This window comes from Streptomyces sp. NPDC093225, assembly GCF_044753805.1.
GTDB lineage: Bacteria > Actinomycetota > Actinomycetes > Streptomycetales > Streptomycetaceae > Streptomyces.
In genome coordinates this window covers 67,277-91,915 of record NZ_JBIVNX010000026.1, presented here as the reverse complement: position 1 = coordinate 91,915, position 24,639 = coordinate 67,277, and the positions used below count along the sequence as shown (strand labels likewise).

Sequence of the window (24,639 nt, the reverse complement as noted above, 5' to 3'; positions counted from 1 at the left end):
TCCGCACCCCTCCGCCCCCGGCGCCGCGGCCGCGGCGGCCGACGCGGCCAAGGCCGCCGGGGCGGCACGCCCGGGCACCCCCACCACCTCCGCCACGCCAGCCACCCCCGCGTCCCCCGCCACAGGCGCCGCCCGCGGCCCGCACTGGGAGCCCGGGGACCCGGTCCTGCCCGCGGAGCTCGTCCACGCCGACGACCTCCCGCCCACGCCGCCCGCCGCGCACAAGGTCGCCGTGCTGGCCCTGCCCGGCGTTCCCGCCTTCGAGCTCGGCATGCCGGCCCGCGTCTTCGGCATGGCCTTCGGGGAGGACCGGCGGCGGCTGTACGAGGTCGTGGTCTGCACTGCGGACGGGCAGCCGGTGGCCAGCGACTCCGGGTTCCTGATCTCGGGCGCGGCCGGCCCCGAGGCGCTGGAGTGGGCCGACACCGTGATCGTCCCGCCCACCCACGGCATGGACGAGCTGCTCCAGGGCGCCCCGCTGCCCGCGCACCTCCACGAGGCCCTGGCCCGGATCCGGCCCGGCACCCGCCTGGTGTCCATCTGCACCGGCTCGCACGTGCTGGCCGCCGCCGGGCTGCTGGACGGCCGGCCCGCGACCACCCACTGGGTGGACGCCCTGGACTTCCGGCGGGCCTTCCCGCGCGTGAAGCTCGACGAGGACGTGCTCTTCGTCGACGACGGGGACCTGCTCACCTCCGCCGGGGTGGCCGCCGGCGTGGACCTCTGCCTGCACCTCGTGCGCCGCGACCACGGCAGCGCGGTGGCCAACCTGACGGCCCGGCTGTGCGTGGTGCCGCCGTGGCGCGACGGCGGCCAGGCGCAGTACATCGAGCGGCCCGTGCCCGAGCCGACCCTCGCGACCACCTCGGAGGCCCGGGCCTGGGCGCTGGACCGGCTGGAACAGCCGCTGACGCTGGCGGAGTTGGCGGACCACGCGGGGATGAGCGTACGGACGTTCACCCGGCGGTTCCGGGACGAGGTCGGGATGACGCCGGTGCAGTGGCTGACCGCGCAGCGGCTCGAACTGGCCCGCGGACTCCTGGAGACCAGCGATCTTCCGGTCGATCTGGTCGCGCACCGGGCCGGGTTCGGGTCGGGCAACTCGCTGCGCCAGCACATGCGCGCCGCCTTCGGCATCTCGCCGATCGCCTACCGCCGCACGTTCCAGGCCCGCGAGCCCGCCGCCCTGTGACCGCGCCGTACGAACCGCGCGCCGTACGACCGCGCCCCGTACCGCCGCGCCCCGTATGACCGCCCCATGACCGTCCCGCGACCGCCGCGTGACGGACCGTTCCGATCCGGCCGTGTCGCAACCGCCACAACTGCCATATTGAGCCACTCTGTTGAGCTGGTCGAACTCCCGTGCAGATACTGCCTCTGCCGGGGGCCGACCTGTCCCCCCGTGCCGACGACCCTTCATCCAGGGGGGATGACACGTGCAGAGTCGACTCAAGAGGGCGGGTGCGGCGACCGTCGCCGCAGCCGCCACCGTGGCGCTGGCCGCGGGCCTGACCAGCCCCGCCGTCGCCGCACCCGCCGCACCGGCCACCTCGGCCGGCGCCGCGGCCGCGAAGGCCGGCACCACCAAGGGCACCACCCGCATCGCGCTGATCACCGGCGACCGCGTCCTCGTGGACGCCAAGGGCCGCCCGTACGGCATCGAGCGTGCCAAGGGCCGCGAGGGCGTCCCGGTGTCCGTGCAGCGCGTGGACGGACACGTCCGCGTGGTCCCGTACGACGCCCAGCGCCTGATCGACGCCGGCAAGCTGGACGCCCGGCTCTTCGACATCACCGAGCTCGCCCGCCCCGAGTACCGGCGCGCCCGGCACGGCGGGCTGCAGCTGATCGTCCAGTACGAGGGCGCCGGCGGCGACGCGAAGACCGAGCTGCACCGGACCAAGGGCAGCACGGTCCGCCGCACCCTCGGCGCCCTCAACGCCGAGGCCGTCACCACCGCGCAGCGCGGCTCCACCGCCGTGTGGAACGCCCTCACCCGCGCGCAGTCGGGCAGCGCCTCCCGCACCACCGCCGCCGGCATCGCCCGCGTGTGGCTCGACGGCATCCGCACCGCGAGCCTCGACAGGTCGACCCGGCAGATCGGCGCGGACAAGGCCTGGGCGGCCGGGTACGACGGCAAGGGCGTCAAGATCGCCGTCCTCGACACCGGCGTCGACGCCACCCACCCCGACCTCAAGGGCAAGGTCGTCGCGCAGCGGAACTTCAGCCTCGCCGCGGACGTCACCGACCACTTCGGCCACGGCACCCACGTCGCCTCCATCGCGGCCGGCACCGGCGCCGCCTCGGGCGGGAAGTTCAGGGGCGTGGCCCCCGGCGCGACCCTGCTGAACGGCAAGGTCCTCGACGACGGCGGCTCCGGCGACGACTCCGGCATCATCGCCGGCATGGAGTGGGCCGTCGCCCAGGGCGCCGACGTCATCAACCTCAGCCTCGGCGGCGCCGACCAGCCGGGCATCGACCCGATGGAAGCCACCGTCAACCGGCTGAGCAAGGAGAAGGGCGTCCTCTTCGCGATCGCGGCCGGCAACGCCGGCGCCCCCGGCTCCGTCGGCTCGCCCGGCAGCGCCGAGGCCGCCCTCACCGTCGGCGCGGTGGACGACCACGACAAGCTGGCGGACTTCTCCAGCCGCGGCCCGCGCGTGGGCGACGGCGCCATCAAGCCGGACGTCACCGCCCCCGGCGTGGACATCACCGCGGCCGCCGCGCCCGGCAGCGTCATCGAGAAGGAGGTCGGCCAGGAGCCGAAGGGCTACCTGACGATCTCCGGCACTTCGATGGCCACCCCGCACGTCGCGGGCGCCGCGGCGCTGCTCAAGCAGCAGCACCCGACGTGGAAGGGCGCCGACCTCAAGGGCGTGCTGACCGCCTCCACCAAGCCGGGCGCCTACACCGCCTTCGAGCAGGGCAGCGGCCGCATCGCCGTCGACAAGGCGCTGCACCAGAAGGTCGTCGCCGAGCCGGTGTCCGTCGGCTTCGCCAAGCAGGAGTGGCCGCACACCGACGACAAGCCGGTCACGAAGAAGGTCACGTACCGCAACCTCACCGGCGCGCCCGTCACCCTCGCGCTGTCCGTGGCCACCGCCCGCCCCGACGGCAAGCCCGCCCCGGCCGGCTTCTTCACCCTCGGCGCGAAGCGGGTCACCGTCCCGGCGCACGGCACGGCGGCCGTGGGCCTGACCGCCGACACCCGGCTCGGGGGCACGCGGGACGGGGCCTACTCGGCGTACGTGACCGCCACCGGCGGCGGCCAGAGCGTACGTACCGCGGCCGCGGTGGAGCGCGAGGTCGAGTCGTACGACCTGACGCTGAAGTTCGTCGGCCGCGACGGCAAGCCGGCCACCGACTACTTCAGCAGCCTGGCCGGCATCAGCGGGCTCGGCAGCGGCACCTGGCTCAGCCCGTTCGACGCCTCCGGCACGGCCTCGCTGCGCGTGCCCAAGGGCCGGTACGTCCTCGACTCCGGCATCGCGAACGACCCTAAGGACGCCACCAAGGGCGTCAGCGCCGTCGCCCGGCCGCGGCTGGACGTCACCAAGGACACCGCGGTCACCCTCGACGCCCGCACCGCGAAGCCGGTGGTGATCACCGTCCCGGCGCGCACCGCGACCACCGAGTTCGCCGCCCCGTCGTACACGGTCACCGACCGGGACGGCGGCACCGGCTTCGGCTGGTGGCTGAACTCGTACGACGGGTTCTACACCGCCCACGCCGGGCCCGCGATCACCGACGGCTCCCTGGTACAGCAGTTCGACACGCACTGGTCGTACGGCTCCCAGGAGGAGTACCACGCCGCGCTCGGGGGCAAGACGGAGCGCCTGGCCACCGGCTACGTCCGGCGCTTCAAGGACAAGGACCTGGCCACGGTCAAGGTCACGGTCGGCGTGGACAACCCGGGCAAGGAGAGCGGCCTGACCGCCTTCGGCATGATCCCCGGGGGCGGCGGCAGCAGCGGGACGACGTTCACCCGCAAGCTGCCCACCACGGTCACCCTGCACCTGGCGGCCCGGGAGGCGGCCTGGCAGATCAACGCCGAGCAGTACGGCGGCCGCGACGAGCAGGGCTTCCCGATCATGGAGGCGACCTACTCCGGTCAGACCGTCGAGTACAAGGCCGGGCACTCCTACCGCGAGACGTTCAACACCGGCGTCTTCGGCCCCGCGCTCGGCCCCGACCTGGGCATCTCCCGCAAGGGCAACACCCTGAGCGGGTACCTGCCGATCCTCGCCGACGGCGCCGGCCACGCGGGCGGGTCCCTCCTCACCAGGGCCCGGACGGTGCTCTACCGCGACGGCGCCGAGATCGGGCGCAAGGACGAGCCGCTGGGCGACCCGTTCAAGGTGCCCGCGGGCGACGCCGCGTACAAGCTGACCAGCACCGTCGAGCGTGACCCGGCGGTGTCGCGGACCTCCACCAAGGTCGTGGCCAGCTGGACCTTCCGCTCGGCGAAGACCGCCGACGCGACGCAGCTGCCGGCCTCGGTGGTCCGCTTCACGCCGCGGGTGGCCCTGGACGGCACCTCGCCGGCCGGGCGGACGGTCACGGTCCCGGTCACCGTGCAGGGCTCGGCCGCGGGCCGGAACCTGGGCTCGCTGACCGTCTGGTACTCGTACGACGACGGCCGCAGCTGGCAGAAGCTGCCCGTGAGGAACGGCGCGGTGAGCGTGGCGAACCCCGGCAAGGGCGGGGCGGTGTCCTTCCGCGCCACGGCCGTGGACAAGCAGGGCAACCGGCACGAGGTGACGATCCTGCGGGCGTACTACGCGGGGTGATCGACCTCTGATGTGACGCCGGCGGCCCGCCGGAGCGATCTGCGCTCCGGCGGGCCGTCGGCGTTCCCGGCTCCTACGGGGCCGGCCTCAGCGGGCGAAGGCCCAGCCGAAGGGCTGCCCGGCGGGGCTGACGCCGAAGGTCGCGGCCGTGAGGGACTGGGCGCCGGTGGCGGTGGTGCCGGTGACGGAGCCCCGCAGCACGGTCACGGCACCGTCGCCGAAGTACGGCCATTGTTGCGTGTCCGTGTTGTTCTCACCCGTCGCGGAGACGGCCAGCTCTGCCTTGCCGTCCTTGGTGTAGTCCCGCAGGCCCACGGTCCAGCCGAACTTGTCCTGGAGCTCGGAGCTGCCCGGAACACCCGCGGAGTTCTGCGTCAGCACGACCCCGTCGGTGGCCGTGACGATGCCCGTCGCGCTGCCACGCAGCACGGTCACGGAGCCCGTGTCCAGGACGTCCCCGGAGTTCTCGCCCGGGACGCCGACGGCCAGGTCGAGGTGGCCGTCGCCGTTCACGTCGCCGAGGGCGACCGAGTCACCGAACCTGTCGCCCTCCTCCGCGATGTCCGGGACCCCGGCGGTGGCCTGGGTGATGATCCGCGTGGCGAGATCGGTCAGGCCGGTCGACCGGCCCTTCCAGACGGCCACGTCACCGCCCTCCGCGCGGCGCGTGCTGTACGGGCGGCCCACCACCACCTCGGCCTTGCCGTCCCGGTCGAGGTCGCCCATGGCGGTGTCGGCGCCACCCCACTCCTGCGGCTCCCAGGCCACGTCGTCGTCGAGCTTGCCGCCGTGGAACACGCTCAGCACCGGCACGTCGCCCAGGGCCACGAACTGGGCCGCCACGTCGTCCTTGCCGTCACCGTCGACGTCGCCGGCCGCCAGGCCGTACTCCCCCCACGACGTGGAGTCGGCGGTCTTGGTCAGCGCGGTGCCGCCCTTGGGCACCGTGTACCGGTTCAGGCCGCCATAGCCGGGGACCCGGTGCTCACTGGCGACGACCTCCGGCCGGCCGTTGCCGTCCATGTCCGCCGCCGTGAGACCGATGCCGAGGTGCTTCGAGGTCCCCATGGTCCGGGCCGCCTTCACCAGCCCGGCGGCGCTGCCGTAGAGCACCGTCACCGAGCCCGGGTCGCCGGACGACGGCGTGGCGCCGACGCGGTCGTACGGGGTGCCGACCGCGAGGTCGTCGTACCCGTCGCCGTTGAAGTCCCCCGTCGCCAGCGCGTACCCGAAGTTGTCGGCCGTGCCCGGGTCGCCGGGGACGCCGGCCGTCGCCTGGCTGATCACCTTGCGCTGGGCCGTGACCAGGCCGTTCGGGCCGCCCGGTACGACGGCCACGTAGCCCGCGCCCGCCTTGCCGCCGATGGTCGCGGCCGGGGCGCTGGTGACGAAGTCCTCGTACCCGTCGCCGTTGAAGTCGCTCTTGTGCGTGACCGGCGCGGCGGCCGCGGTCGCGGCCTTCGCGGCGGTCGGCACCACCGCCACCGCGGAGCCCGCCCCGACCAGCACCGAACCCGCCGCCGTCGCCACCGCGACGGCGAGCGCAGCCCATTCCCGGCGCATGCGCATGTTCCCTCCCCAAGTGCTCCACACCCGCCCGCACGGGCGGTGCGGAGGGACTGTAGGCGATCACCGGGAGGCCGGACCCATCGGGTCCGGTTCAGTCCGACGGAGCGGCCCCCGTGCCTCTCCACACGCGCCGCGCCTCTTCCAGGGCGTCCTCGGGCAGCGGCCCGAACCGGCGCTCGTGGTCGTCGACGATCTCGCGCGCCTTGGCGAGTGCCTCGCGGTGTTCGGCGGAGGCGTCCACGGCCGGTCTCAGACCGCCGCGGCCGTCGCGCGGGTCGTCGCGGCGATGGTGGCGGAGCCGACGACGCGGGTGCCGTCGTACAGGACGATGGCCTGGCCGGGGGCGACGCCGCGGACCGGCTCGGTGAAGCGGACGCGCAGCTCGCCGTCGACGACCTCGGCGTACACCTCGGTCTCGCCGCCGTGGGCGCGCAGCTGGGCGGTGTACGTGCCCGGGGCCGCCGGGGTCGCACCGCACCAGCGGGGCTTGATCGCGGTCAGGGCGCCGACGTCGAGGGCCTCGGCGGGGCCGACCGTGACGGTGTTGGTCACGGGCGAGATGTCGAGGACGTAGCGCGGCTTGCCGTCGGGCGCCGGGTGGCCGATGCGCAGGCCCTTGCGCTGGCCGATCGTGAAGCCGTACGCGCCGTCGTGGGAGCCGAGCTTCGTGCCCGCCTCGTCGACGATGTCGCCCTCGGCCGTGCCGAGCCGCTTCGCGAGGAAGCCCTGGGTGTCGCCGTCGGCGATGAAGCAGATGTCGTGGCTGTCGGGCTTCTTCGCGACCGCCAGGCCGCGGGCCTCCGCCTCGGCCCGGATCTCCTCCTTGGTGGTGATCGTGTCACCGAGGGGGAACAGGGCGTGGGCCAGCTGCCGCTCGTCGAGGACGCCGAGGACGTACGACTGGTCCTTGGCCATGTCGGAGGCGCGGTGCAGCTCGCGCGTGCCGTCCGGGTTCTCCACGACCGTGGCGTAGTGGCCGGTGCAGACGGCGTCGAAGCCGAGGGCGAGGGCCTTGTCGAGCAGCGCGGCGAACTTGATCTTCTCGTTGCAGCGCAGGCACGGGTTCGGGGTCCGGCCGGCCTCGTACTCGGCGACGAAGTCCTCGACCACGTCCTCGCGGAACCGCTCTGCCAGGTCCCAGCAGTAGAACGGGATGCCGATCACGTCCGCGGCCCGGCGGGCGTCGCGGGAGTCCTCGATCGTGCAGCAGCCGCGGGCACCGGTGCGGAAGGACTGCGGGTTCGCGGAGAGCGCGAGGTGGACGCCGGTGACGTCGTGGCCCGCTTCGACGGCGCGGGCGGCGGCGACGGCGGAGTCCACGCCGCCGGACATGGCGGCGAGTACGCGGAGGGGACGGCGCGGCTGCGGATTCTGAGTCATAGCACCCACCAGAGTACGGGGGGAACCGTGCACGGGGCACAGGCGTTCTTACCCGGCGGGGGTGATGCGTGTGGCGGGCAAGAAAAAGGGACCGGCGCGACGGGCGCTGCTGATCACGGGGCTGGGCGTGCTCGTGGGCGTGGGCGTGGCCGAGCGGGACAACATAGAGCGCGGCTACTGGCTGCTGCCCGGCGTCTCCAAGCCCCGCAAGGAGGGTGAGCTCGACCACAAGGGCGCGCGGTGGACCGCGGCCTCCCCGGCGAACTGGCGGATGGCCGACCGGCCGGCCGACTACCGGATCGACCGGATCGTCGTGCACGTCACGCAGGGCGGCTTCAAGGGCTCGGTGGACGCCTTCCGCAACCCCTTCCACAAGGCCTCGGCGCACTACATCGTCGACAAGGACGGGCACATCGAGCAGATGGTGCGCGAGCTGGACGTGGCCTTCCACGCCGACAACCGCTCGATGAACGAGCGCAGCGTCGGCATAGAGCACGTCGGCTTCGTGGACCGCCCCCGGGACTTCACCGACGCCATGTACGCGTCCTCGGCGCGACTGGCCGCGGACGTCTGCCGCCGGTACGGCTTCCCGGCCGACCGCAGCCACATCATCGGCCACAGCGAGGTCCCCGGCGCCGATCACACCGACCCGGGCCCGCACTGGGACTGGGACCGTTACATCGAGCTGGTCCGGGCCGCGCTGAAGCCGCACGCGGGCTGAGTCCCCACCCCCCTCCTGAAGCCGCGGACGGGCCGAGCGCCCGTCGCGCCGGCGTGCCGATGTGCCGATGTGCCGGCGTGCCGGGCGGGGGCAGTTCATGATCGAAGTAGGGTGGTCCGTCCGGCGCGACCACTCAAGAAAGTAGACGGGCAAGGAAGTTGAACTACATACGGACGACGGTGGCACTCGGTCTGGTGCTCTCCGCGGGTCTCGTGACCGGGTGCTCCGCAGGGGCGGACACCGATGCCAAGGCCGGCGGCGGGCAGAAGGGGAAGGCCGCGGAGGCCGCGCCGAAGGGCCCGGCCTACCAGGGCAAGCCGGTGCCCGGGCTGGCCGCGCGGCCGGCCTGGAGCCTGGCGGGCGAGGAGTCGGCCGCCTGCGCGAGCAAGGCGTCCGAGGAGGACACGTCGGACCGCGGCGTCTGCACGGTCGGGGACGCCGTCGTCGTCACCGGCTACCGCAACGGGCAGGCGGGCACGAGCACCTTCACCGCCCGGCTCCTCGACGCGAAGAGCGGGCAGTTGCGCAAGAAGTTCGAGTTCCCGCTCCCCGCGGAGAGCAGCGGGTCCACGTCCTCCACGGCGACGGCCCTCGTACAGGTGGGTGAGTGGCGGGACGGTTCGCCGGCCCTGCTGGTCCGCAACCGCGTCGACACCCCGGCGGGAGGCCTGAAGAAGGCCTCCACCCAAACCGTGTTGACCATGTACGCGCCGTCCGGCGAGAAGCTGGGGAGCTCGACCTTCGACGGGGACGCCCACATGTCCACCCCGCTGCGGAACGGCCACCTCGTGGACACCAGCGGCTCCGGCGCCACCTTCATCCCGATCGGCGGCGGGGAGCCCGTGAAGACCGACGCCTCCACCGTCGACCTCAAGGACGCGGTCGGCCCCGGGCTCGGCTACTCCTCGGAGAAGGACATCTCCTTCCAGCCCTACGCCGACTGGCTGACCGCCAAGGACATCCGCACCGGCAACAAGGCGTGGACCACCAAGGGCATGACCCCGCCGGCCGCCATCGCCAAGCTGGTCACGCCGGACAAGGCGACCAGCGCGCGGCTGATGCCGTACCGGGGCGACAAGGCCCTCCTCGAATGGTCCTCGTACGGCGATTCCAACGCGGTCATGACGCTGATCGACCTCAAGAGCGGCCGCCGGCTCGCCGAGGGGCCGGGCATCGACACCAACGGCACCGTCGACGACGACGGCCTCGCCGTCTCCCCGGACGGCAAGACCGCTGTGGTGCAGTACGGCAAGGGCGCGGTCGCCTGGGACACCGAGACCGGCAAGGAGCTGTGGCGCCAGGCCGCGGACGAGGTGAGCATCATGCCGAACGCCCTGCCGGGCAACGGCGTCCTCTACGCGTACCTGGACGGCACCGGAGCCGCGCTGGACGCCCGCGACAAGAAGCTGCTGACCTCCGGAATCCAGGAGATGCCGCAGTTCACGACGGACGGGTACGCCGTCGTCCGCAAGGACGGGGCCCTCTTCGTGTTCGCCACCCAGCCCGTCTGACGGGCTGCCCGCCCCCCGGTTCAGGGCGTCCGGGGGGCGGTGGGTCCCGGGGGCCGGTGGGTCCCGGGGGCCGGTGGGTCCGATCGGGATCCGGGGGACGGCCGGGTACTACATCAGGCCGGCGGTGCGGGCGCGGTCGACGGCCGGGCCCAGGGCGGCGGCGAGGGCGGCCACGTCGTCCTTGGTGGAGGTGTGGCCCAGGGAGAACCGCAGGGTGCCGCGGGCCAGGTCCGGCGGGGTGCCGGTGGCCAGCAGGACGTGGCTGGGCTGGGCCACGCCCGCGGTGCAGGCGGAGCCGGTGGAACACTCGATGCCCTGGGCGTCGAGCAGGAGCAGCAGGGAGTCGCCCTCGCAGCCGGGGAAGCTGAAGTGGGCGTTGGCCGGCAGCCGCTCGACCGGGTCGCCGCCGAGGACGGCGTCCGGGACCGCGGCCAGCACGGCGCCGATCAACTCGTCGCGCAGCGCGCCGATCTCGGCCGCGAACCGCTCGCGGCGCTCGGCGGCGAGCCGGCCGGCCACCGCGAAGGCGGCGACGGCGGGCACGTCGAGGGTGCCGGAGCGGACGTGCCGCTCCTGGCCGCCGCCGTGCAGGACGGGTACGGGGCTCTGGTCGCGGCCCAGCAGCAGCGCGCCGATTCCGTACGGACCGCCGATCTTGTGGCCGCTGACGGTCATGGCGGCCAGGCCGGAGTCGGCGAACGAGACGTCGAGCTGGCCCACCGCCTGCACCGCGTCGGAGTGCATCGGGATGCCGAACTCCCGTGCCACGGCCGCCAGTTCCGCGACCGGCATGACCGTGCCGATCTCGTTGTTCGCCCACATGACGGTGGCCAGCGCCACGTCGTCGGGGTTGCGCTCGACGGCCTCGCGCAGCACGTCGGGGTGCACGCGGCCGTACCGGTCGACCGGGAGGTACTCGACGCGGGCACCCTCGTGCTCGCCGAGCCAGTGGACGGCGTCGAGGACGGCGTGGTGCTCGACCGGGCTGGTCAGGACCCGGGTGCGGGCCGGGTCGGCGTCGCGGCGGGCCCAGTACAGGCCCTTGACGGCGAGGTTGTCGGACTCGGTGCCGCCGGAGGTGAAGACCACCTCGCTGGGGCGGGCACCGAGGGCCTCGGCGAGCGCTTCGCGGGCCTCCTCGACGGTACGGCGGGCCCGGCGGCCGGCCGCGTGCAGGGAGGAGGCGTTGCCGGTGACCCCGAACTGCGCGGCCATCGCCGCGGCGGCCTCGGGGAGCATCGGTGTGGTCGCGGCGTGGTCGAGGTAGGCCATGGTTCCCCGATTCTAGGGGGAGGGCCGACGGGATCGCGCCGGCGCCCGTTGGAGGCGGGGGCGTTGGGGGCTCCGGCACGGGTCCACCCGGGGCTTCCTGTGGGGTCCGCCGTCGCCGCCGGGTGGGTGCGGACCGTTGCCCTGCGGGGCCCGTCCCCTACCCGCGCTGTTGACCGCTTCCCAGGACTGCGCTTCGTGGGGGCGCCCCGTGGTGTGTGGGTCCCCTCGGTGCTTGACCCGGCAGGGCCTGCAGGCCCTGCGGCAGGCCCACCCCTGGGGCAAGGGGGCTCCGCCCCTGGCCTCCGGCCACCCCAGGCCCGGGCCCGCCTCCGGACCAGCCTGCCCTACCGCCTCAAGCACCTCCCCCACACACCACGGGGCGGGTGCCTTCGTGCGCGGCGGGCGGCCTTCGGCGGGCCGGGACGCCCGCCGGCACGCCAAAGTCAGAACGTGCACATGGCGGCCGGTGCCGGGAGTGGCATCCGTCGGCAAACCGGGGTCAGGACGTGCGGGGGGCGCGGGCGAGCTGGCGGGACTGGGCGACCAGGCGGCCGGCGGAGTCCCAGACCTCGGCGTCCTCCTCGAGGAAGCCGCCCGCCAGGTTCCGCGTGGTGATGGCGACCCGGACCGGGCCGGGGGCCGGCCGGCAGCGGACGTGGGTGGTGAGCTCGACCGTCGGCGCCCAGCCGATCAGCCCGAGGTCGAACGCGGTCGGCGGCAGCGCGTCCACCGCCAGCAGCAGCGAGAGCGGGTCGGCGTCGCGGCCGTCGGCCAGGCCGAACCAGGCCCGCATCTCGCCCTTGCCGGACGGCGCGCCGAGCGCCCAGCCGGCGGTGGCCGGGTCGAGGCGCAGCGCGAGCCGGTCGACGATCGCCGAGCTGCCGGGGATGGGGGCCGGGCCGGCGTCCGCGGCGAAGCAGTCGTAGTAGTCGGGCATGGCGGGCGGCACCGCCGTGGTGCGGACGTCGTCGGGGAGCGCGTCGAGGTCGCCGTACGAGGCCAGGACACGGATGCGCTCGACCTCGGCGCCGTCGGCGTCGTACTGGAAGAGGGACGCCTGCCCCGTGGAGAGCGTGTTGCCGGAGCGGACCAGCTGGGTGCGGATCACCGCGGGGCCCGGCACCGAGGAGGTGAGGTAGTGGGCCGAGACGGTGAGGGGGTCCCGGTGCGGGAGCGCCTCGGAGAGGGCCCGGCCGACCAGGGCCAGCAGGTAGCCGCCGTTCACGGCGCTGATGATCGTCCACCCGGCGGAGAGCTCGGCGTCGAAGACGCCCGGCTCGTCCGCGCGCGGGGTGACCCTGGTGTCCCGGTCGAACTCGCTGTCGCCGATGGTTGCCTGCGCTGCCTGTGCCATGGCCGGAAGTTTACCTCCGGTAGCTACTAAGCGGTAGCTTTTTCTTCCGTCGCCGGTTCCGGCCGCCCCGGGCGCTCGGCCCCGCCCCGCGACGACCCCCGCGCCAGGGCCCCCGCCACCACCAGCCCCGCCCCGGCCACCCCGACGAGCACCAGCCGCACGTCGGCCACCGCGGCCAGCCCGGCCCCGAGGGCGAGTGCCACCGCGTTGGGAGCGAAGAGCAGCGTGTTCGCGGTCGCCGCGGTACGCCCGAGTACGGCGTCCGGCGTCTCCCGCTGCACCGCGGTCAGGGCGGCGGTCAGCACCAGCGGCAGCCCGAGGCCGACGGCGGCGCTGCCGCACAGGGCCGCCGCGTCGTACGGCAGGGCCCGGACCCCCGCGCCCAGCGCGAACAGGGCGGCGCCCGACGCGGCGCAGGCCCGCTCCGGCAGTCGCCGCAGCAGCGGTCCGGCGGCGAGCCCGGCGGCCACCGAGCCGGCGCCCTGGACGGCGTACAGCACGCCCACGTACGCGGGCGCCCGCCCCAGGAGCCGGTCGGCGACGGCGTAGATCGCGGCGCCGTTCAGCCCGGCGAGCAGCATGACGGCCGAACCGGCGAGCACCAACGGCCTCAGGACCGGCGAGTCCCACAGGACGCGGGCGCCGGCGGTGAACCCGCCCGGTCCGCGACGGCCGTCCGCCTCCCGCCGGCCGGGGACGCGCGGCCCCTCCGCGGCGGCGGGCAGCCTCAGGAGTGCGAACATCAGGGCCGCGACGGCGAACGTCGCCGCGTCGAGCAGGGCCACGGCCCCGCCGCCGAAGCGGGCGCACAGCCCGGCGCCGGCCAGCGGGGCGACGAGCTTCATGGCCTCCGCGGCCGTCATGCGCAGCCCGTTGAAGTGCCCGCGCAGCCCGGGGTCCACGGTCCGGGCGACCAGGGCCGCCTCCGCCGCGTCGTGGACCGTGCCCGCGGCCCCGTAGACCAGGAGGACGGCGAAGACGAGCCACACCTCCCGCTCCGAATCGACCAGCAGCAGGAGCGGCAGCAGCGCCGCCATCACGAGGCCGACCGCGACCAGCAGGGGCCGCCGGGGCAGCCGGTCGGCCAGGGCGCCCAGCGCCGGGCCGGCCAGGACCGGCGCCCAGAGGGCGAAGGACGTGAGCGCCGCGAGGGCGTCCGAGCCGGTCAGCGTCTTCACCCAGATGCCCGCCGCCAGCCACAGGGCGGCGGTGCCGAAGTCGGACACCAGCGTGCCGGAGAGGTAGAGCCGGGCGTTGCGGTCCCGCAGGACCGTCCTCGTCGTTCCGATGCCTTTGGTCACGGGGCCAGCGTGGGAGGTGAGGTGGATCCCGGGCATCGGGCGGCCGCCCTACGTCCGCCCGCGACGGATGCCCCGGTCCCGCCCCGGGGGGCCTTACGGACGGCTCCGGGAGGCCTTACGGCTCCGAGTCCTCCGCCACCGCCGAGCGGCGGTTCCAGGCGCGCGGCGCGAGCCAGTGGTAGCGCATGGCGACCAGCCGGAAGCCGAAGGCGGTGATCACGGCGATCGAGCTGGTCACGCCGTTGAGCACGTCGAAGGACAGGAACACCGCGGTCAGCGCGGCACCCACGATGGCCGGTACGGCGTACATCTCGCGGTCGCGCAGCAGTGAGGGCACCTCGTTGGCGAGCACGTCGCGCAGCACACCGCCGCCGACGGCCGTCGCGAGGCCGAGCGCGGCGGACTGGGTGAGGCCGAGTCCGTACTCGTACGCCTTGGTCGTCCCGGTGACGCAGAACAGGCCGAGGCCCGCCGCGTCGAGCACGTTGATCGACCGGTTGATCCGGGCCACCTCGGGGTGCAGGAAGAACACGATCGCGGCGGCGACGAGCGGCGTGACGAAGTAGCCGAAGTCCGTGAACGCGGCCGGGGGCACCGCTCCGATGATCAGGTCGCGGAACAGCCCGCCGCCCAGGGCGGTGACCTCGGCCAGCATCGCGATGCCGAAGACGTCGAAGTTCTTGCGCACCGCGAGGAGCGCGCCCGCGAGGGCGAAGACGAAGATGCCGACCAGGTCGAGGGAGTGGAGGGCGGTCGGGGTGAACAGGTTGTGCAGCACCGAAACATTGTGCAGTCAGAATCGGTCGCAAACGGTCACGGGCGGGCCGGGGAGAACCCCGACCCGCCCGCGACGGGTACTTCTCGACCTCGGTCGTCGGCCTTCTCGGCCGCTACGACCTCAGCCGTCGGTCTTCTCGACCGGCGACCCCGACGCGTCCGCCGGACCGCCCTCGGGCAGGGCCGCGTCCCCCGGCGCCTGGTCCGGCGCGTTCTCGGGGTGGTGGCACGCGACCTGGTGACCGGTCTTGAGCGCCAGCAGCGGCGGCTCCGCGGTCTTGCAGATCTGCGTCGCCTTCCAGCACCGCGTGTGGAAGCGGCAGCCGCTCGGCGGCGAGATCGGCGAGGGCACGTCGCCCTTGAGCAGGATGCGCCCGGAGTTCTGACCGCGCCGCTTCGGGTCCGGCACCGGTACGGCCGACAGCAGGGCCTTGGTGTACGGGTGCATCGGGGAGTCGTAGAGCGACGTGCGGTCCGCCAGCTCGACGATCTTGCCGAGGTACATCACGGCGATGCGGTCCGAGACGTGCCGGATGACCGACAGGTCGTGCGCGATGATCACGTACGTGAGCCCGAGCTCGTCCTGGAGGTCGTCCAGCAGGTTGACCACCTGGGCCTGGATCGACACGTCGAGCGCCGAGACCGGCTCGTCCGCCACCACGAGCTTCGGCTTGAGCGCGAGCGCGCGGGCGATGCCGATGCGCTGGCGCTGGCCGCCGGAGAACTCGTGCGGGTAGCGGTTGTAGTGCTCGGGGTTGAGGCCCACCAGCGACAGCAGCCGCTGGACCTCGGCCTTCAGGCCGCCCTCGGGCTCGACGCCCTGCAGCTTGAAGGGGGCGCTGATGATGGTGCCGACCGTGTGGCGCGGGTTCAGCGAGCCGTACGGGTCCTGGAAGATCATCTGCACGTCGCGGCGCATCGGGCGCATGGCCGAGACGCCGAGGTGCGTGATGTCCTTGCCCTCGAACTCGACCTTGCCGCCGGTGGGCTCCAGCAGCCGGGTGATCAGCCGGCCCATGGTCGACTTGCCGCAGCCGGACTCGCCGACCACGCCGAGGGTCTCACCGGGGTAGACCTCGAAGTCGATGCCGTCGACGGCCTTGACCGCACCGACCTGGCGGCGCAGCAGCCCCTTGTTGATGGGGAAGTGCTTGGTCAGGCCGGAGACCCGCAGGAGCGGCTCGGGGGAGCCGGTGGCCTGCGCGGGGACGAGGGGCCCCTTCTTGGCCGCGGCGTCCTTCTTCTCGACGTCGGCCGCGTCCGTCTTCTTCATGTCGGTCACAGCTTCGGCGCAATCTCTTCGGTCCAGATCCGGGTCCGCTCCTCCTGCGACATGTGGCAGGCGGACCAGTGCTTGCCCCCGCCATCCGTCAGTTCGGGCCGCACGGTGCGGGTGATCCCGTCCTTGGGGATGTCGGCGTACGGGCAGCGCGGGTTGAAGGCGCAGCCGCTCGGGAGGTTGATCAGGCTCGGCGGCGAGCCCTTGACCGGGATGAGGCGCTCGGTCTGCTCCCGGTCCACGCGCGGCATGGAGCCGAGCAGGCCCCAGGTGTACGGGTGCCTGGGCTCGTAGAAGACCTTCTCGGCCGAGCCGCGCTCGACGCACCGGCCGCCGTACATCACGAGGATGTCGTCGGCCATCTCGGCGACCACGCCGAGGTCGTGCGTGATCATGATGACCGCGGAGCCGAACTCCTTCTGCAGGTCCCGGATCAGGTCGAGGATCTGCGCCTGGACGGTCACGTCGAGGGCGGTGGTCGGCTCGTCCGCGATGAGCAGCTCGGGGTTGTTGACCAGACCCATGGCGATCATGGCGCGCTGGCGCATGCCGCCGGAGAACTCGTGCGGGTACGCGTCCACGCGCTTGCCCGGCTCGGGGATGCCGACCCGGTCGAGCATCTCGATCGCGCGCTTGCGCGCGGTCTTCTTGTCGACGGAGTTGTGGGTGCGATACGCCTCGACGATCTGGTGGCCGACCGAGTAGTACGGGTGCATCGCCGACAGCGGGTCCTGGAAGACCATGGCCATCTTCTGGCCGCGCAGCCGGCGGACGTCGTCGGCGTCGGCGCGGATCAGCTCCTGGCCGTCCAGCCAGATCTCGCCCTCGATCTTCGGGCGGTTGCGGCTGTGGCCGGTGCGGTGCAGGCCCATGATCGCCAGCGAGCTGACCGACTTGCCGGAGCCGGACTCGCCCACGATGCCGAGGGTCTTGCCGCGCTCCAGGTCGAAGCTGACGCCGTCGACGGACTTGACCAGGCCGTCGTCGGTCGGGAAGTGCACCTTGAGGTTGCGCACCGAGAGGAAGGCCTCGGGCCGCGGGCCGGACTGCTCGGGGATCCCGACCGGACCGGTGGCGGTCCCCACGGCGGGGGCGCCTTCGTCGTGCTGGTTGGTCTCGGTCACGTCAGCCTCACGCGCGGGTCGACGACGGAGTACAGGATGTCCACGATCAGGTTCGCCATGACGACGAAGAAGGCCGCGATGAGGGTGACGCCCATGATGACGGGCAGGTCACCGGCGCCGATGGCGCCGACCGCGGCGGTGCCGAGGCCCTGGAAGTTGAACGTCGTCTCGGTGAGCACGGCGCCGCCGAGGAGGCCGCCGAGGTCGAGGCCGACGAGGGTGATGACGGGCGTCAGGGTGGAACGCAGGGCGTGCTTGCCGATGACCACGTTCTCCTTGAGGCCCTTCGCGCGGGCCGTGCGGATGTAGTCCTCGCCGAGGACCTCCAGCATGGTCGCGCGGGTGATCCGGGCGTAGGTCGCGGCGAAGAGGAACGCCAGCGTCACCCACGGGAGGATCATGCTGTTGAACCAGGCCGCCGGATCCTCCGCCAGTGGTGCGTAGTTGCTGGCGTCCAGCCACTCCAGGGAGTAGACGAACACCGAGGTGGCCAGCAGGCCGGTGAAGTAGATCGGGAGCGAGACGCCGGCCAGGGCCGTGATCATCGTCGCCCGATCCCAGATGGTGCCTCTTCGTAGCGCCGAGACGACGCCGGTGAAGACGCCGCCGAAGACCCAGAGGACCACGGCGCCGCTGGCGAGGGAGAGCGTGACCGGGATGCGGTCGAGCATCATCTCCCAGACCGGCTGCTCCGCCTTGAAGGAGTAGCCGAAGCAGGGGGCCGGGCAGTGCGTGACGTCCGTGCCCTGGTTGTAGTCACGGCCGGCGACGATGCCCTTGAGGAACAGTCCGTACTGCTCGGGGATGGACTTGTCGAAGCCCATCTTCACGCGGATGCCCTGAAGAGCGGTTTCGTTGGTCTCCCGACCGGCGTACATGAGCGCCGGGTCGCTGCCGGTGAGTTTCGGCACCGCGAAGAAGATGCCGAAGGTGACCGCGGAGACCACCAGCAGCGTTGCGACGACGTTGAACAGCCGCCGGATGAGGTAGACGAGCACTGCAGTCGGCCGCCTGGGCGGGCGGCTGCCGCCCCTTGTGGGGACGGCAGCCGCCGCCTGCGGCCTTCACCTGCCCTTCGAACTAGCGCATGTGGGGTGAAGGCACATGTCCTGCTGCTGTTACTTTTCGACGCCCACGGTGGCGAGGTCGATCTTGCCCATCGAGTCGTTGAAGTAGACGTTCGTCAGGCGGGGGTTGTGGTACACGAAGGCCTTGTCGAAGTTGATCGGCAGGTAGAGCGCCTTCTCCATGACCTTCTTGTTGATGTCCGTGTAGAACGGAGCGGCGGCCTCGGGGGTCGCGGCGTCAGCGGCCTTGTCGAACAGGCCGTTGATCTCCGTGTCGTTGATCATCGTGTAGTTGTTGTTGCCGTTCGGCAGGATGAACGAGCCGTCGACCAGCGGCTGCAGGAAGCCCGAGCCGGAGTTGTAGTCGGCGCCCCAGCCCATGACGATGATGCCGTAGCCCTTCTTCTTCACGTTCTCGGGCGAGCCGATCGTGGAGGAGGAGAGCTTGCCGTCGTACTGGTCGATGGCGGCGTCGATGCCGACCTTCTTCAGCGCGGCCTGCAGGGACTCGGCGGTCTTGACCTCGGCGGCGCGGTTGTTGCGGACCGCGATCGTGGTCTTGAAGCCGTTCGGCTGGCCGCACTTGGCCAGGGCCTCCTTGGCCTTCGCCTCCTGCGGCTTGCCGCCGGTCAGGCCGTACGGGTCGTACGACTTGTCGGCGCCGGGGATGCCGGGCGGCAGCATGTTCGCGCCGAGGTCGCCCGAGGTCGGGCCGCCGCGGCCGGTCTGCAGCGAGGTCGGGTCGGCCGCGTAGATGACGGCCTTGCGGCACTCGATGTTGTCGAACGGCTTGACCGTCTGCGGGAAGGCGAAGTAGCGGATGTAGCCCGTGAACGGGTTGTCCGCGTTCTTCTTCAGCTTCGGGTCCTGGAGGATCTTGATGCGGGCCGCGGTCTGCACGCCGGTGCCGTCGACCGCGAGGTCGATGTCACCGTTGAGCAGGCGCTGGTCCATGTCCTCCGGGTTGGTGGTCACCGTGAAGGAGACCTTGTCCGGCAGACCCTTGCGGATCGTGTCGGTCTTCGGGTCCCAGTTCGGGTTGCGCTCGAAGGTGGCGCCCTTGCCCGCGGTGAAGGAGGTCACCTTGTACGGGCCGGTGGCGACCGGCTGGTTGGTGTACTTGGCGCCGGTGTCCTTGGCGGCCGGGACCGGGGAGGAGGACGGCATCGCCAGCAGGTAGGAGAAGTCCGAGTTGGGCTTCGCCAGGTTGAAGACGATGGTCTTGTCGTCCGGGGTCTGGACGGACTTCAGACCCATCTTGTTGGGGTCCTTGTCCTTGTAGGGACCCGTGTACTTCTGGCCCTGGTCGAGGATGTCGATCAGGTACGTCGGGCCGCCGGACAGGACGTCCTGGGCGAAGACGCGCTCGATGCCGTACTTGATGTCCTTCGAGGTGATCGGCGTGCCGTCCTCGAACTTCACGCCGTCCTTGAGCTTCAGCGTGTAGGTCTTGCCGCCGTTGCTCAGGACCGGCAGGGCCTCGGCGAGGTCCGGGACGAGCTTGGTGCCCGCGGCGCCCGGCTTGCTGTCGTACGCGAGCAGCTGGCGGATGTACATGCGCTGCATGTTCCAGACGAAGCCGTAGTAGGCGCGCGCCGGGTCGAGGTAGTCGACGTCCTGGGGCGACCAGAGCTTGAGCTCGCCGCCCTTCTTGTCGGACACGTTGACCATGCCCTTGGTCGCGGCGTTGAACGCGGCACCCGCGTTGTCCTTGCCGTTGTCGCCGTCCTTGCCGCCGCCGCACGCGGTGGCGGTGAGGGACAGGGCGGCCGCCACGGCGGCGATCGCGACTGCCTGCTTTCTGCGGATCACGGTGTTCCAACCTCCAGGAATGGATTCAGGTGAATCAGGTGAAACGGTTCAGCTGCCCTTGGGGTCGAGTGCGTCACGCAGCCCGTCCCCGAAGAGGTTGAACGCAAGGACGGTAAGGAAGATCGCGAGACCGGGGACCACCATGTACATGGGGTCCGCCTGGTACGTGCTGATGGCGTCGGAGAGCATCTTTCCCCAGGAAGCGGTGGGGGGCTTGACGCCGGCGCCCAGGAAGCTGAGGGCGGCCTCGGTGAGGATGTTCGTGGGGATGATCAGCGTCGTGTAGACGAGGATCGGGGCCACCAGGTTCGGCAGCATCTCCTTGAAGAGGATGTAGCCGCGGCCCGCACCCAGGGAGCGGGCGGCCTCGACGTACTCGCGCTCGCGCAGCGAGATGGTCTGGCCGCGCACGATGCGGCCGATGTACGGCCAGCCGAAGAAGCCGATGACCACGATCAGGACGCCCATGCGCACGCCGGTGCCGCTCAGGCCCCACAGCTCGTTGGGGACCACGGAGACCAGGGCGATGGTGAACAGCAGCTGCGGGAAGGCCAGCAGCAGGTCCATCACGCGGCTGATGACCGCGTCCACCCAACCGCCGAGGAAGCCGGCCAGGGCGCCCAGGATCGAGCCGATGACCACGGAGACGAAGGCCGCGAGGAAGGCCACCAGGAGCGAGATGCGGGAGCCGTACACGATCCGGCTGAAGACGTCCCGGCCGTTGATGGGCTCGACGCCGAGCAGGTAGTCCGAACTGATGCCGCCCCAGTCCCCCTTGGGGATGCTCAGGTCGGGATCGATGAGGTCCTCGTGGAACTCGTTCGGCGGGTGGCCCAGCAGACTCACGATCTGCGGGGCGAAGATGGCGACCAGGATCAGGGCGATCACGATGAACCCGCCGGTGAGCGCGATCTTGTCGCGCTTGAGGCGCATCCACGCGATCTTGCCGGGCGAACGACCCTCGATGGCCTTGGCAGGGACTTCGGCGGCGACGGCGGCTATCTCGTCCGCGGCTGTGTCGTGCAGTGGTGCCGTCATCGTTTTAGGGGACCCCTCTCGGCCGACGGGTGGCCGGCCCATGCCCGCCGCTGTAGCGGCTTGGTTCACATCGGTGTCGCGGTGTCGCTGGTGGAGCGAGTGCTCGGATTTGCGTTGCTGTGCGTGCGGTGCTTTGCCCTGTGGCCGACGTGGCGGCCGGGGCGGTGGTGCTCGGCAGTGCTGTGCGATGCGGTGCGGGTGCGCGTGGTTGGCCGGAAACAAGTGGCTGACGTGCACGTGAAGAGTCGGTGGCCGGGGGGCCGGTCAGCTCTTCGTGGGGGGGAGTCTTCAACGGCGCCGCGATCACCCGCCAGACCCGGCAGGGATGTGATGCGCAACCGTGATGTGGCTTGATGTCTTCCGTTATCCGGACCGGGCGCGCGGCTCAGCGGTTCAACACCACCCGTACCACGCGGATCGGACATCGGGCCCAACTACCTCTTGATGAGCAGTTCTTGGGCGGATGCATCGGGGCAGGTCGGACATACGACAAAGGCCGCACCGAAGCGGGTCGGTGCGGCCGATGGGACGGTCGTCTCGGATTTCGGACGAGGGGTGGGGGCGCGGGAGCGCGGGGCGGGGGCGCTCGGGGACTGGGTGGGGCGCGGGCGCGGGGTGGGGGCGCTCGTGAGCGCCTGTACGCGGAACTCGGGCCGGCGCGCGGGTCAGTACGCGGGTCAGTACGCCGGGGCGTGCGCCTCGCGGTCGTAGAAAGGTCGCGCCTGGGCGCGCAGCCACATCGCGACCGGGTCGTGCTCGTCGGCGAGCGCGACCGTCGAGACGGGCAGTCCGTCCGGTACGGCCGGGACCGCGTGCCGCATCATCGCGCGCACCGACTCGACGGCCGGGGCCGACGAGTCGTACAGCTCCAGCCCGATGGCCAGGTACGGCGTCCCGAGCGCGGGCTGCACCCAGGCCCGGCGCAGCGAGCGGACCGCGGTGGTGCGGTGCGCGTGCTGGGTGAGCAGCGCGTAGAACTGCGGCAGCTCGATGGCGGGTTCGGAGATCCGCAGCGGTCCGGCCGGCATCCGGTCCAGCCCCGTCGCGATCCGGCGCAGGTCGGCCCACGGGATGCCGAGGCCGCCGCCCGGAGCGTGCGGATTGAGCCAGATGCCCCATCGGTCCGGATAGAGGGTGCGGGCCACCTCCCAGCCGGACACGACCTCGTAGGCCCGGTTCCACCCGCTCGCCGCGAGCTCCTCCGGGGAGGTCACGCAGGGCACGTAGTGGACGCCGTCCACCTCCATGGCGCCGTACTGGGCGTCCGGAGAACCGGGCTGCCCGTGCCAGAGCAGCATCCAGAGCCGGCCCTCGGCGAGGGCCAGCAGCAGCGTCTCGTAGCTGTCGTAGCGCCCGGGCGTCACCTGGCGCAGCATGTGCTCGACCTGACCCGCCGCGGCCGTGCCTGACGCACTCACCCGGATACCCCTCTTCGTCCGCCCGTTCGTCACGCGAATCCGGCCGCGCGCGTGCGGCCGGGAAATGAAACCAGCTTACGGCCGACTAGGGCACGTAGAACGGCCGCACGCGCTGCAGCATGAAGTCGCCGACCGGGTCCTGCGCCACGTCGAGCAGCAGCAGGTTCACCGGCCAGGGCGGACTGACCCGGGCCAGGGCCCGTCCGAGGGCCTCCATGGGCGCGTTGCTGTCGGCGAGTTCCCAGTTCAGGAACTGCACGCCGACGAACATCACCGGCTCGCCGCCCTCGATGCTGGCCAGGCAGCGGCGGGCCGAGGCGACCACGCCGGTGGCCCGGAACTCGTCCGCCGCGACGGTCAGGAAGTCGACCGGGTCCTCCTGCCAGTCCGGCTCGAAGAGCCGGACCCGGCCGCCCGTGGCGGGGCCGTCGAGGGCGGTGCGGCCGGTCCGGCACAGTTCGGCCACCGCGGTGGGCGGCAGGGGCACGCCGATCGCGGCGTCGGGGTTGACGGCGATGCCGAGCTGCGGGGGGAGGCCGCGGGCGAACTCCACGGCCGGGGCGACGGCGCACGCCATCCGGTCGCCGGCGCCGCGGGCGAACTGCGCCTGCGAGGTGTACACCGGCACGTACGGGGCGCCGTCGAGCTCCAGCGTGGGCAGGTCGAGGCCCGGGCTGTCGGGTCCGCCGCCCTCGGGGAGCGGGATCCAGACCTGGCTGCGGCCGAGCACCTCGAGGATGCGGCCGCCGGCCGCGGGGTTGCCGAGGGAGGCGGCGAGGGTCTCCTCGAGCTCGTTCGCGGGCCAGCCGTCACCGGCGGTCTCGTAGCCCTGCGTGCCGTACATGTCCACCCTGCCGGTTCCTCTCCCCCGCGCGTGCGCTGCCGCCGACCCTACCGCCGGGGGCGGACAGCGCCTACGCCACACCCCGGGTGGGGGGTGGGGGGTGAGGGCGTTGGGAAGGGGGTGGAGGTGGGGGTGGCGTGGCTTCGGGGCCGTCCCGTGGTGTGTGGGTCCCCTCGGTGCTTGACCCGGTACGGCCTGCAGGCCCTGCGGCAGGCCCACCCCTGGGGCTTCGGGGCTTCGCCCTGGCCTTCGGCCACCCCTGGCCCGGGCCTGCCTCCGGACCAGCCTGCCCGACCGGCTCAAGCGCCTCCCCCACACACCACGGGACGGCGCTCTCTCGACTTCGTGGGCCCGGGGCTTCGGCTGACCGGTGGGCCGTGGGGGTGGGTCTCCGGACTATCCGGCGGGCCCGGGTCGGGGGGCGGGCGCCGTGAAGGACAGGGAGGTGAGGCGGGTGGCGGCCCGGCGGTCCAGGAGGGTGACGGAGGCGCAGCCGGGCGGCGGGGTGCCCTGCTCCGCGGCGGACAGGAGGCGGGCGACCGTGCGGCGGTGCCGGGTGAAGGCGTAGCCCGTGACGCCGCGGCCGCGTGCCAGCTGCCCGGACAGCGCCTCCTCGGGGCTCGCGTCGAGCAGGACCAGGTGCAGGGAGCGGCCGCGGCGCCGGGCGGCCCGTGCCAGGCTCCGGCGCACCCACGGCTGCGATCCGCAGTCGTGGACGACCACGCTCTCGCCGGAGCGCAGCACCCGCCACAGCCCCGCGTAGTGCGCGATGCGGACCAGCGGGCGGTAGCCCGCGTACGGCAGCCGGGCGGGCATCCGGCGCTGCCAGCGCTCCCGGGCGTCCTGCGAGTCGACGACCCGGCCGGGGGCGGTCCTCTTGATCAGGGTGGACTTGCCGCCGCCGGGGAGCCCGGAGACCACCACCAGGTCGCCGGCCGCGAACTCCAGCCGCTCCGGGCCGGGCGACTCGTCCTCCCGCCCCCGCAGGTCGGTCACCCACGGGGCGCCCTGCCGTAGGGCGGGGTCCACCGCCCGGACGGTGGTGGCGAGCCGCAGGCGGGCCGGCCGGGCGTCCGGGGCCCCCGGCCCGTCCGGAGCCCCGCGGCGCCGGCGGCGCGGCTGGGTCGGGACCGCGCCCCCGCCGGGCACGAGGTCCTGGGCACCCCCGAGGGGCACGGGGACGGGCAGGCCGCCGGGCCCGGTCGGTGCCGGCCCCGCGGTTCCAGTCACCGCTCCGAAGATCCGCACAGTGCTCGCCTCCCCCAGTCGGGTCACGCAGGTCACATGCCCGTCGAGTGTAAAGAGACGGTAATGCCCCCCTCCGTGGTTCCGGTATCCCCGGTCGTTTCGTCCCGCCCTCCGACCGCTTTCGGGCCCGACCCCCC

The 24,639-nt window shown here is 72.8% G+C and carries 19 protein-coding genes; 4 read left to right on the top strand and 15 right to left on the bottom strand.

Going from position 1 to position 24,639, the window contains the following annotated elements; all coding sequences use genetic code 11:
- Nucleotides 1–271: 271 nt before the first annotated feature.
- Nucleotides 272–1,192, top strand: a complete 921-nt coding sequence (locus ACIQCH_RS23290) for a GlxA family transcriptional regulator (protein WP_402583760.1) — start codon at nucleotides 272–274, stop codon at nucleotides 1,190–1,192.
- A 244-nt stretch (nucleotides 1,193–1,436) separates the two neighbouring features.
- Complete coding sequence (locus ACIQCH_RS23285; RefSeq protein WP_402583716.1) at nucleotides 1,437–4,787, top strand: S8 family peptidase; 3,351 nt, start codon at nucleotides 1,437–1,439, stop codon at nucleotides 4,785–4,787.
- An 87-nt stretch (nucleotides 4,788–4,874) separates the two neighbouring features.
- Here the strand turns inward: ACIQCH_RS23285 and ACIQCH_RS23280 are convergent, their stop codons facing one another.
- The 3 genes from ACIQCH_RS23280 to mnmA form a co-directional block, all read right to left on the bottom strand.
- On the bottom strand, nucleotides 4,875–6,356 hold the full coding sequence (locus tag ACIQCH_RS23280; protein WP_402583714.1) for an FG-GAP and VCBS repeat-containing protein: 1,482 nt from the start codon (nucleotides 6,354–6,356) through the stop codon (nucleotides 4,875–4,877).
- A 91-nt stretch (nucleotides 6,357–6,447) separates the two neighbouring features.
- Nucleotides 6,448–6,597 (bottom strand): hypothetical protein, encoded by a 150-nt coding sequence (locus ACIQCH_RS23275; protein WP_402583712.1) that lies wholly within the window; start codon nucleotides 6,595–6,597, stop codon nucleotides 6,448–6,450.
- A gap of 8 nt (nucleotides 6,598–6,605) precedes the next feature.
- Nucleotides 6,606–7,736, bottom strand: coding sequence for a tRNA 2-thiouridine(34) synthase MnmA (gene mnmA, locus ACIQCH_RS23270; RefSeq protein WP_402583710.1), 1,131 nt, complete (start codon nucleotides 7,734–7,736; stop codon nucleotides 6,606–6,608).
- A gap of 64 nt (nucleotides 7,737–7,800) precedes the next feature.
- Between mnmA and ACIQCH_RS23265 the strand changes: the two genes are divergently transcribed.
- A complete protein-coding gene (locus tag ACIQCH_RS23265) occupies nucleotides 7,801–8,457 on the top strand; it encodes an N-acetylmuramoyl-L-alanine amidase (RefSeq protein WP_402583758.1) in 657 nt (218 codons plus the stop codon).
- A 158-nt stretch (nucleotides 8,458–8,615) separates the two neighbouring features.
- The gene (locus ACIQCH_RS23260) at nucleotides 8,616–9,968 is read left to right on the top strand and encodes a PQQ-binding-like beta-propeller repeat protein (RefSeq protein WP_402583708.1); all 1,353 of its coding nucleotides are present in this window, start codon (nucleotides 8,616–8,618) and stop codon (nucleotides 9,966–9,968) included.
- A 108-nt stretch (nucleotides 9,969–10,076) separates the two neighbouring features.
- Here the strand turns inward: ACIQCH_RS23260 and ACIQCH_RS23255 are convergent, their stop codons facing one another.
- The 12 genes from ACIQCH_RS23255 to ACIQCH_RS23200 all read right to left on the bottom strand — a co-directional run bounded on the left by ACIQCH_RS23255 (nucleotide 10,077) and on the right by ACIQCH_RS23200 (nucleotide 24,403).
- The gene (locus ACIQCH_RS23255; protein WP_402583706.1) at nucleotides 10,077–11,240 is read right to left on the bottom strand and encodes a cysteine desulfurase family protein; all 1,164 of its coding nucleotides are present in this window, start codon (nucleotides 11,238–11,240) and stop codon (nucleotides 10,077–10,079) included.
- 499 nt (nucleotides 11,241–11,739) lie between these two features.
- Nucleotides 11,740–12,594 carry a thioesterase family protein gene (locus tag ACIQCH_RS23250; RefSeq protein WP_402583704.1) on the bottom strand — a complete coding sequence of 285 codons (855 nt, stop codon included), beginning with the start codon at nucleotides 12,592–12,594 and terminating at the stop codon, nucleotides 11,740–11,742.
- 26 nt (nucleotides 12,595–12,620) lie between these two features.
- Nucleotides 12,621–13,895, bottom strand: coding sequence for an MFS transporter (locus ACIQCH_RS23245; protein ID WP_402583702.1), 1,275 nt, complete (start codon nucleotides 13,893–13,895; stop codon nucleotides 12,621–12,623).
- 115 nt (nucleotides 13,896–14,010) lie between these two features.
- The gene (locus tag ACIQCH_RS23240) at nucleotides 14,011–14,673 is read right to left on the bottom strand and encodes a trimeric intracellular cation channel family protein (protein WP_402583700.1); all 663 of its coding nucleotides are present in this window, start codon (nucleotides 14,671–14,673) and stop codon (nucleotides 14,011–14,013) included.
- 120 nt (nucleotides 14,674–14,793) lie between these two features.
- The gene (locus ACIQCH_RS23235; protein ID WP_402583698.1) at nucleotides 14,794–15,945 is read right to left on the bottom strand and encodes an ABC transporter ATP-binding protein; all 1,152 of its coding nucleotides are present in this window, start codon (nucleotides 15,943–15,945) and stop codon (nucleotides 14,794–14,796) included.
- A gap of 5 nt (nucleotides 15,946–15,950) precedes the next feature.
- Nucleotides 15,951–17,036: an ABC transporter ATP-binding protein gene (locus tag ACIQCH_RS23230; protein WP_402583757.1), complete on the bottom strand. Its 1,086-nt coding sequence runs from the start codon at nucleotides 17,034–17,036 to the stop codon at nucleotides 15,951–15,953.
- A gap of 35 nt (nucleotides 17,037–17,071) precedes the next feature.
- Nucleotides 17,072–18,073: an ABC transporter permease gene (locus tag ACIQCH_RS23225; protein WP_030206677.1), complete on the bottom strand. Its 1,002-nt coding sequence runs from the start codon at nucleotides 18,071–18,073 to the stop codon at nucleotides 17,072–17,074.
- A gap of 120 nt (nucleotides 18,074–18,193) precedes the next feature.
- Nucleotides 18,194–19,954 (bottom strand): ABC transporter substrate-binding protein, encoded by a 1,761-nt coding sequence (locus tag ACIQCH_RS23220; RefSeq protein ID WP_402583696.1) that lies wholly within the window; start codon nucleotides 19,952–19,954, stop codon nucleotides 18,194–18,196.
- A gap of 48 nt (nucleotides 19,955–20,002) precedes the next feature.
- Nucleotides 20,003–20,992 (bottom strand): ABC transporter permease, encoded by a 990-nt coding sequence (locus ACIQCH_RS23215; protein WP_402583694.1) that lies wholly within the window; start codon nucleotides 20,990–20,992, stop codon nucleotides 20,003–20,005.
- Nucleotides 20,993–21,669: 677 nt separating this feature from the next.
- Nucleotides 21,670–22,410: an enhanced serine sensitivity protein SseB C-terminal domain-containing protein gene (locus tag ACIQCH_RS23210; protein WP_402583692.1), complete on the bottom strand. Its 741-nt coding sequence runs from the start codon at nucleotides 22,408–22,410 to the stop codon at nucleotides 21,670–21,672.
- Between the two features lie 85 nt (nucleotides 22,411–22,495).
- Nucleotides 22,496–23,254: an enhanced serine sensitivity protein SseB gene (locus tag ACIQCH_RS23205; RefSeq protein WP_402583755.1), complete on the bottom strand. Its 759-nt coding sequence runs from the start codon at nucleotides 23,252–23,254 to the stop codon at nucleotides 22,496–22,498.
- A gap of 396 nt (nucleotides 23,255–23,650) precedes the next feature.
- On the bottom strand, nucleotides 23,651–24,403 hold the full coding sequence (locus ACIQCH_RS23200) for an AAA family ATPase (RefSeq protein ID WP_402583753.1): 753 nt from the start codon (nucleotides 24,401–24,403) through the stop codon (nucleotides 23,651–23,653).
- Between the last annotated feature and the right edge of the window lie 236 nt (nucleotides 24,404–24,639).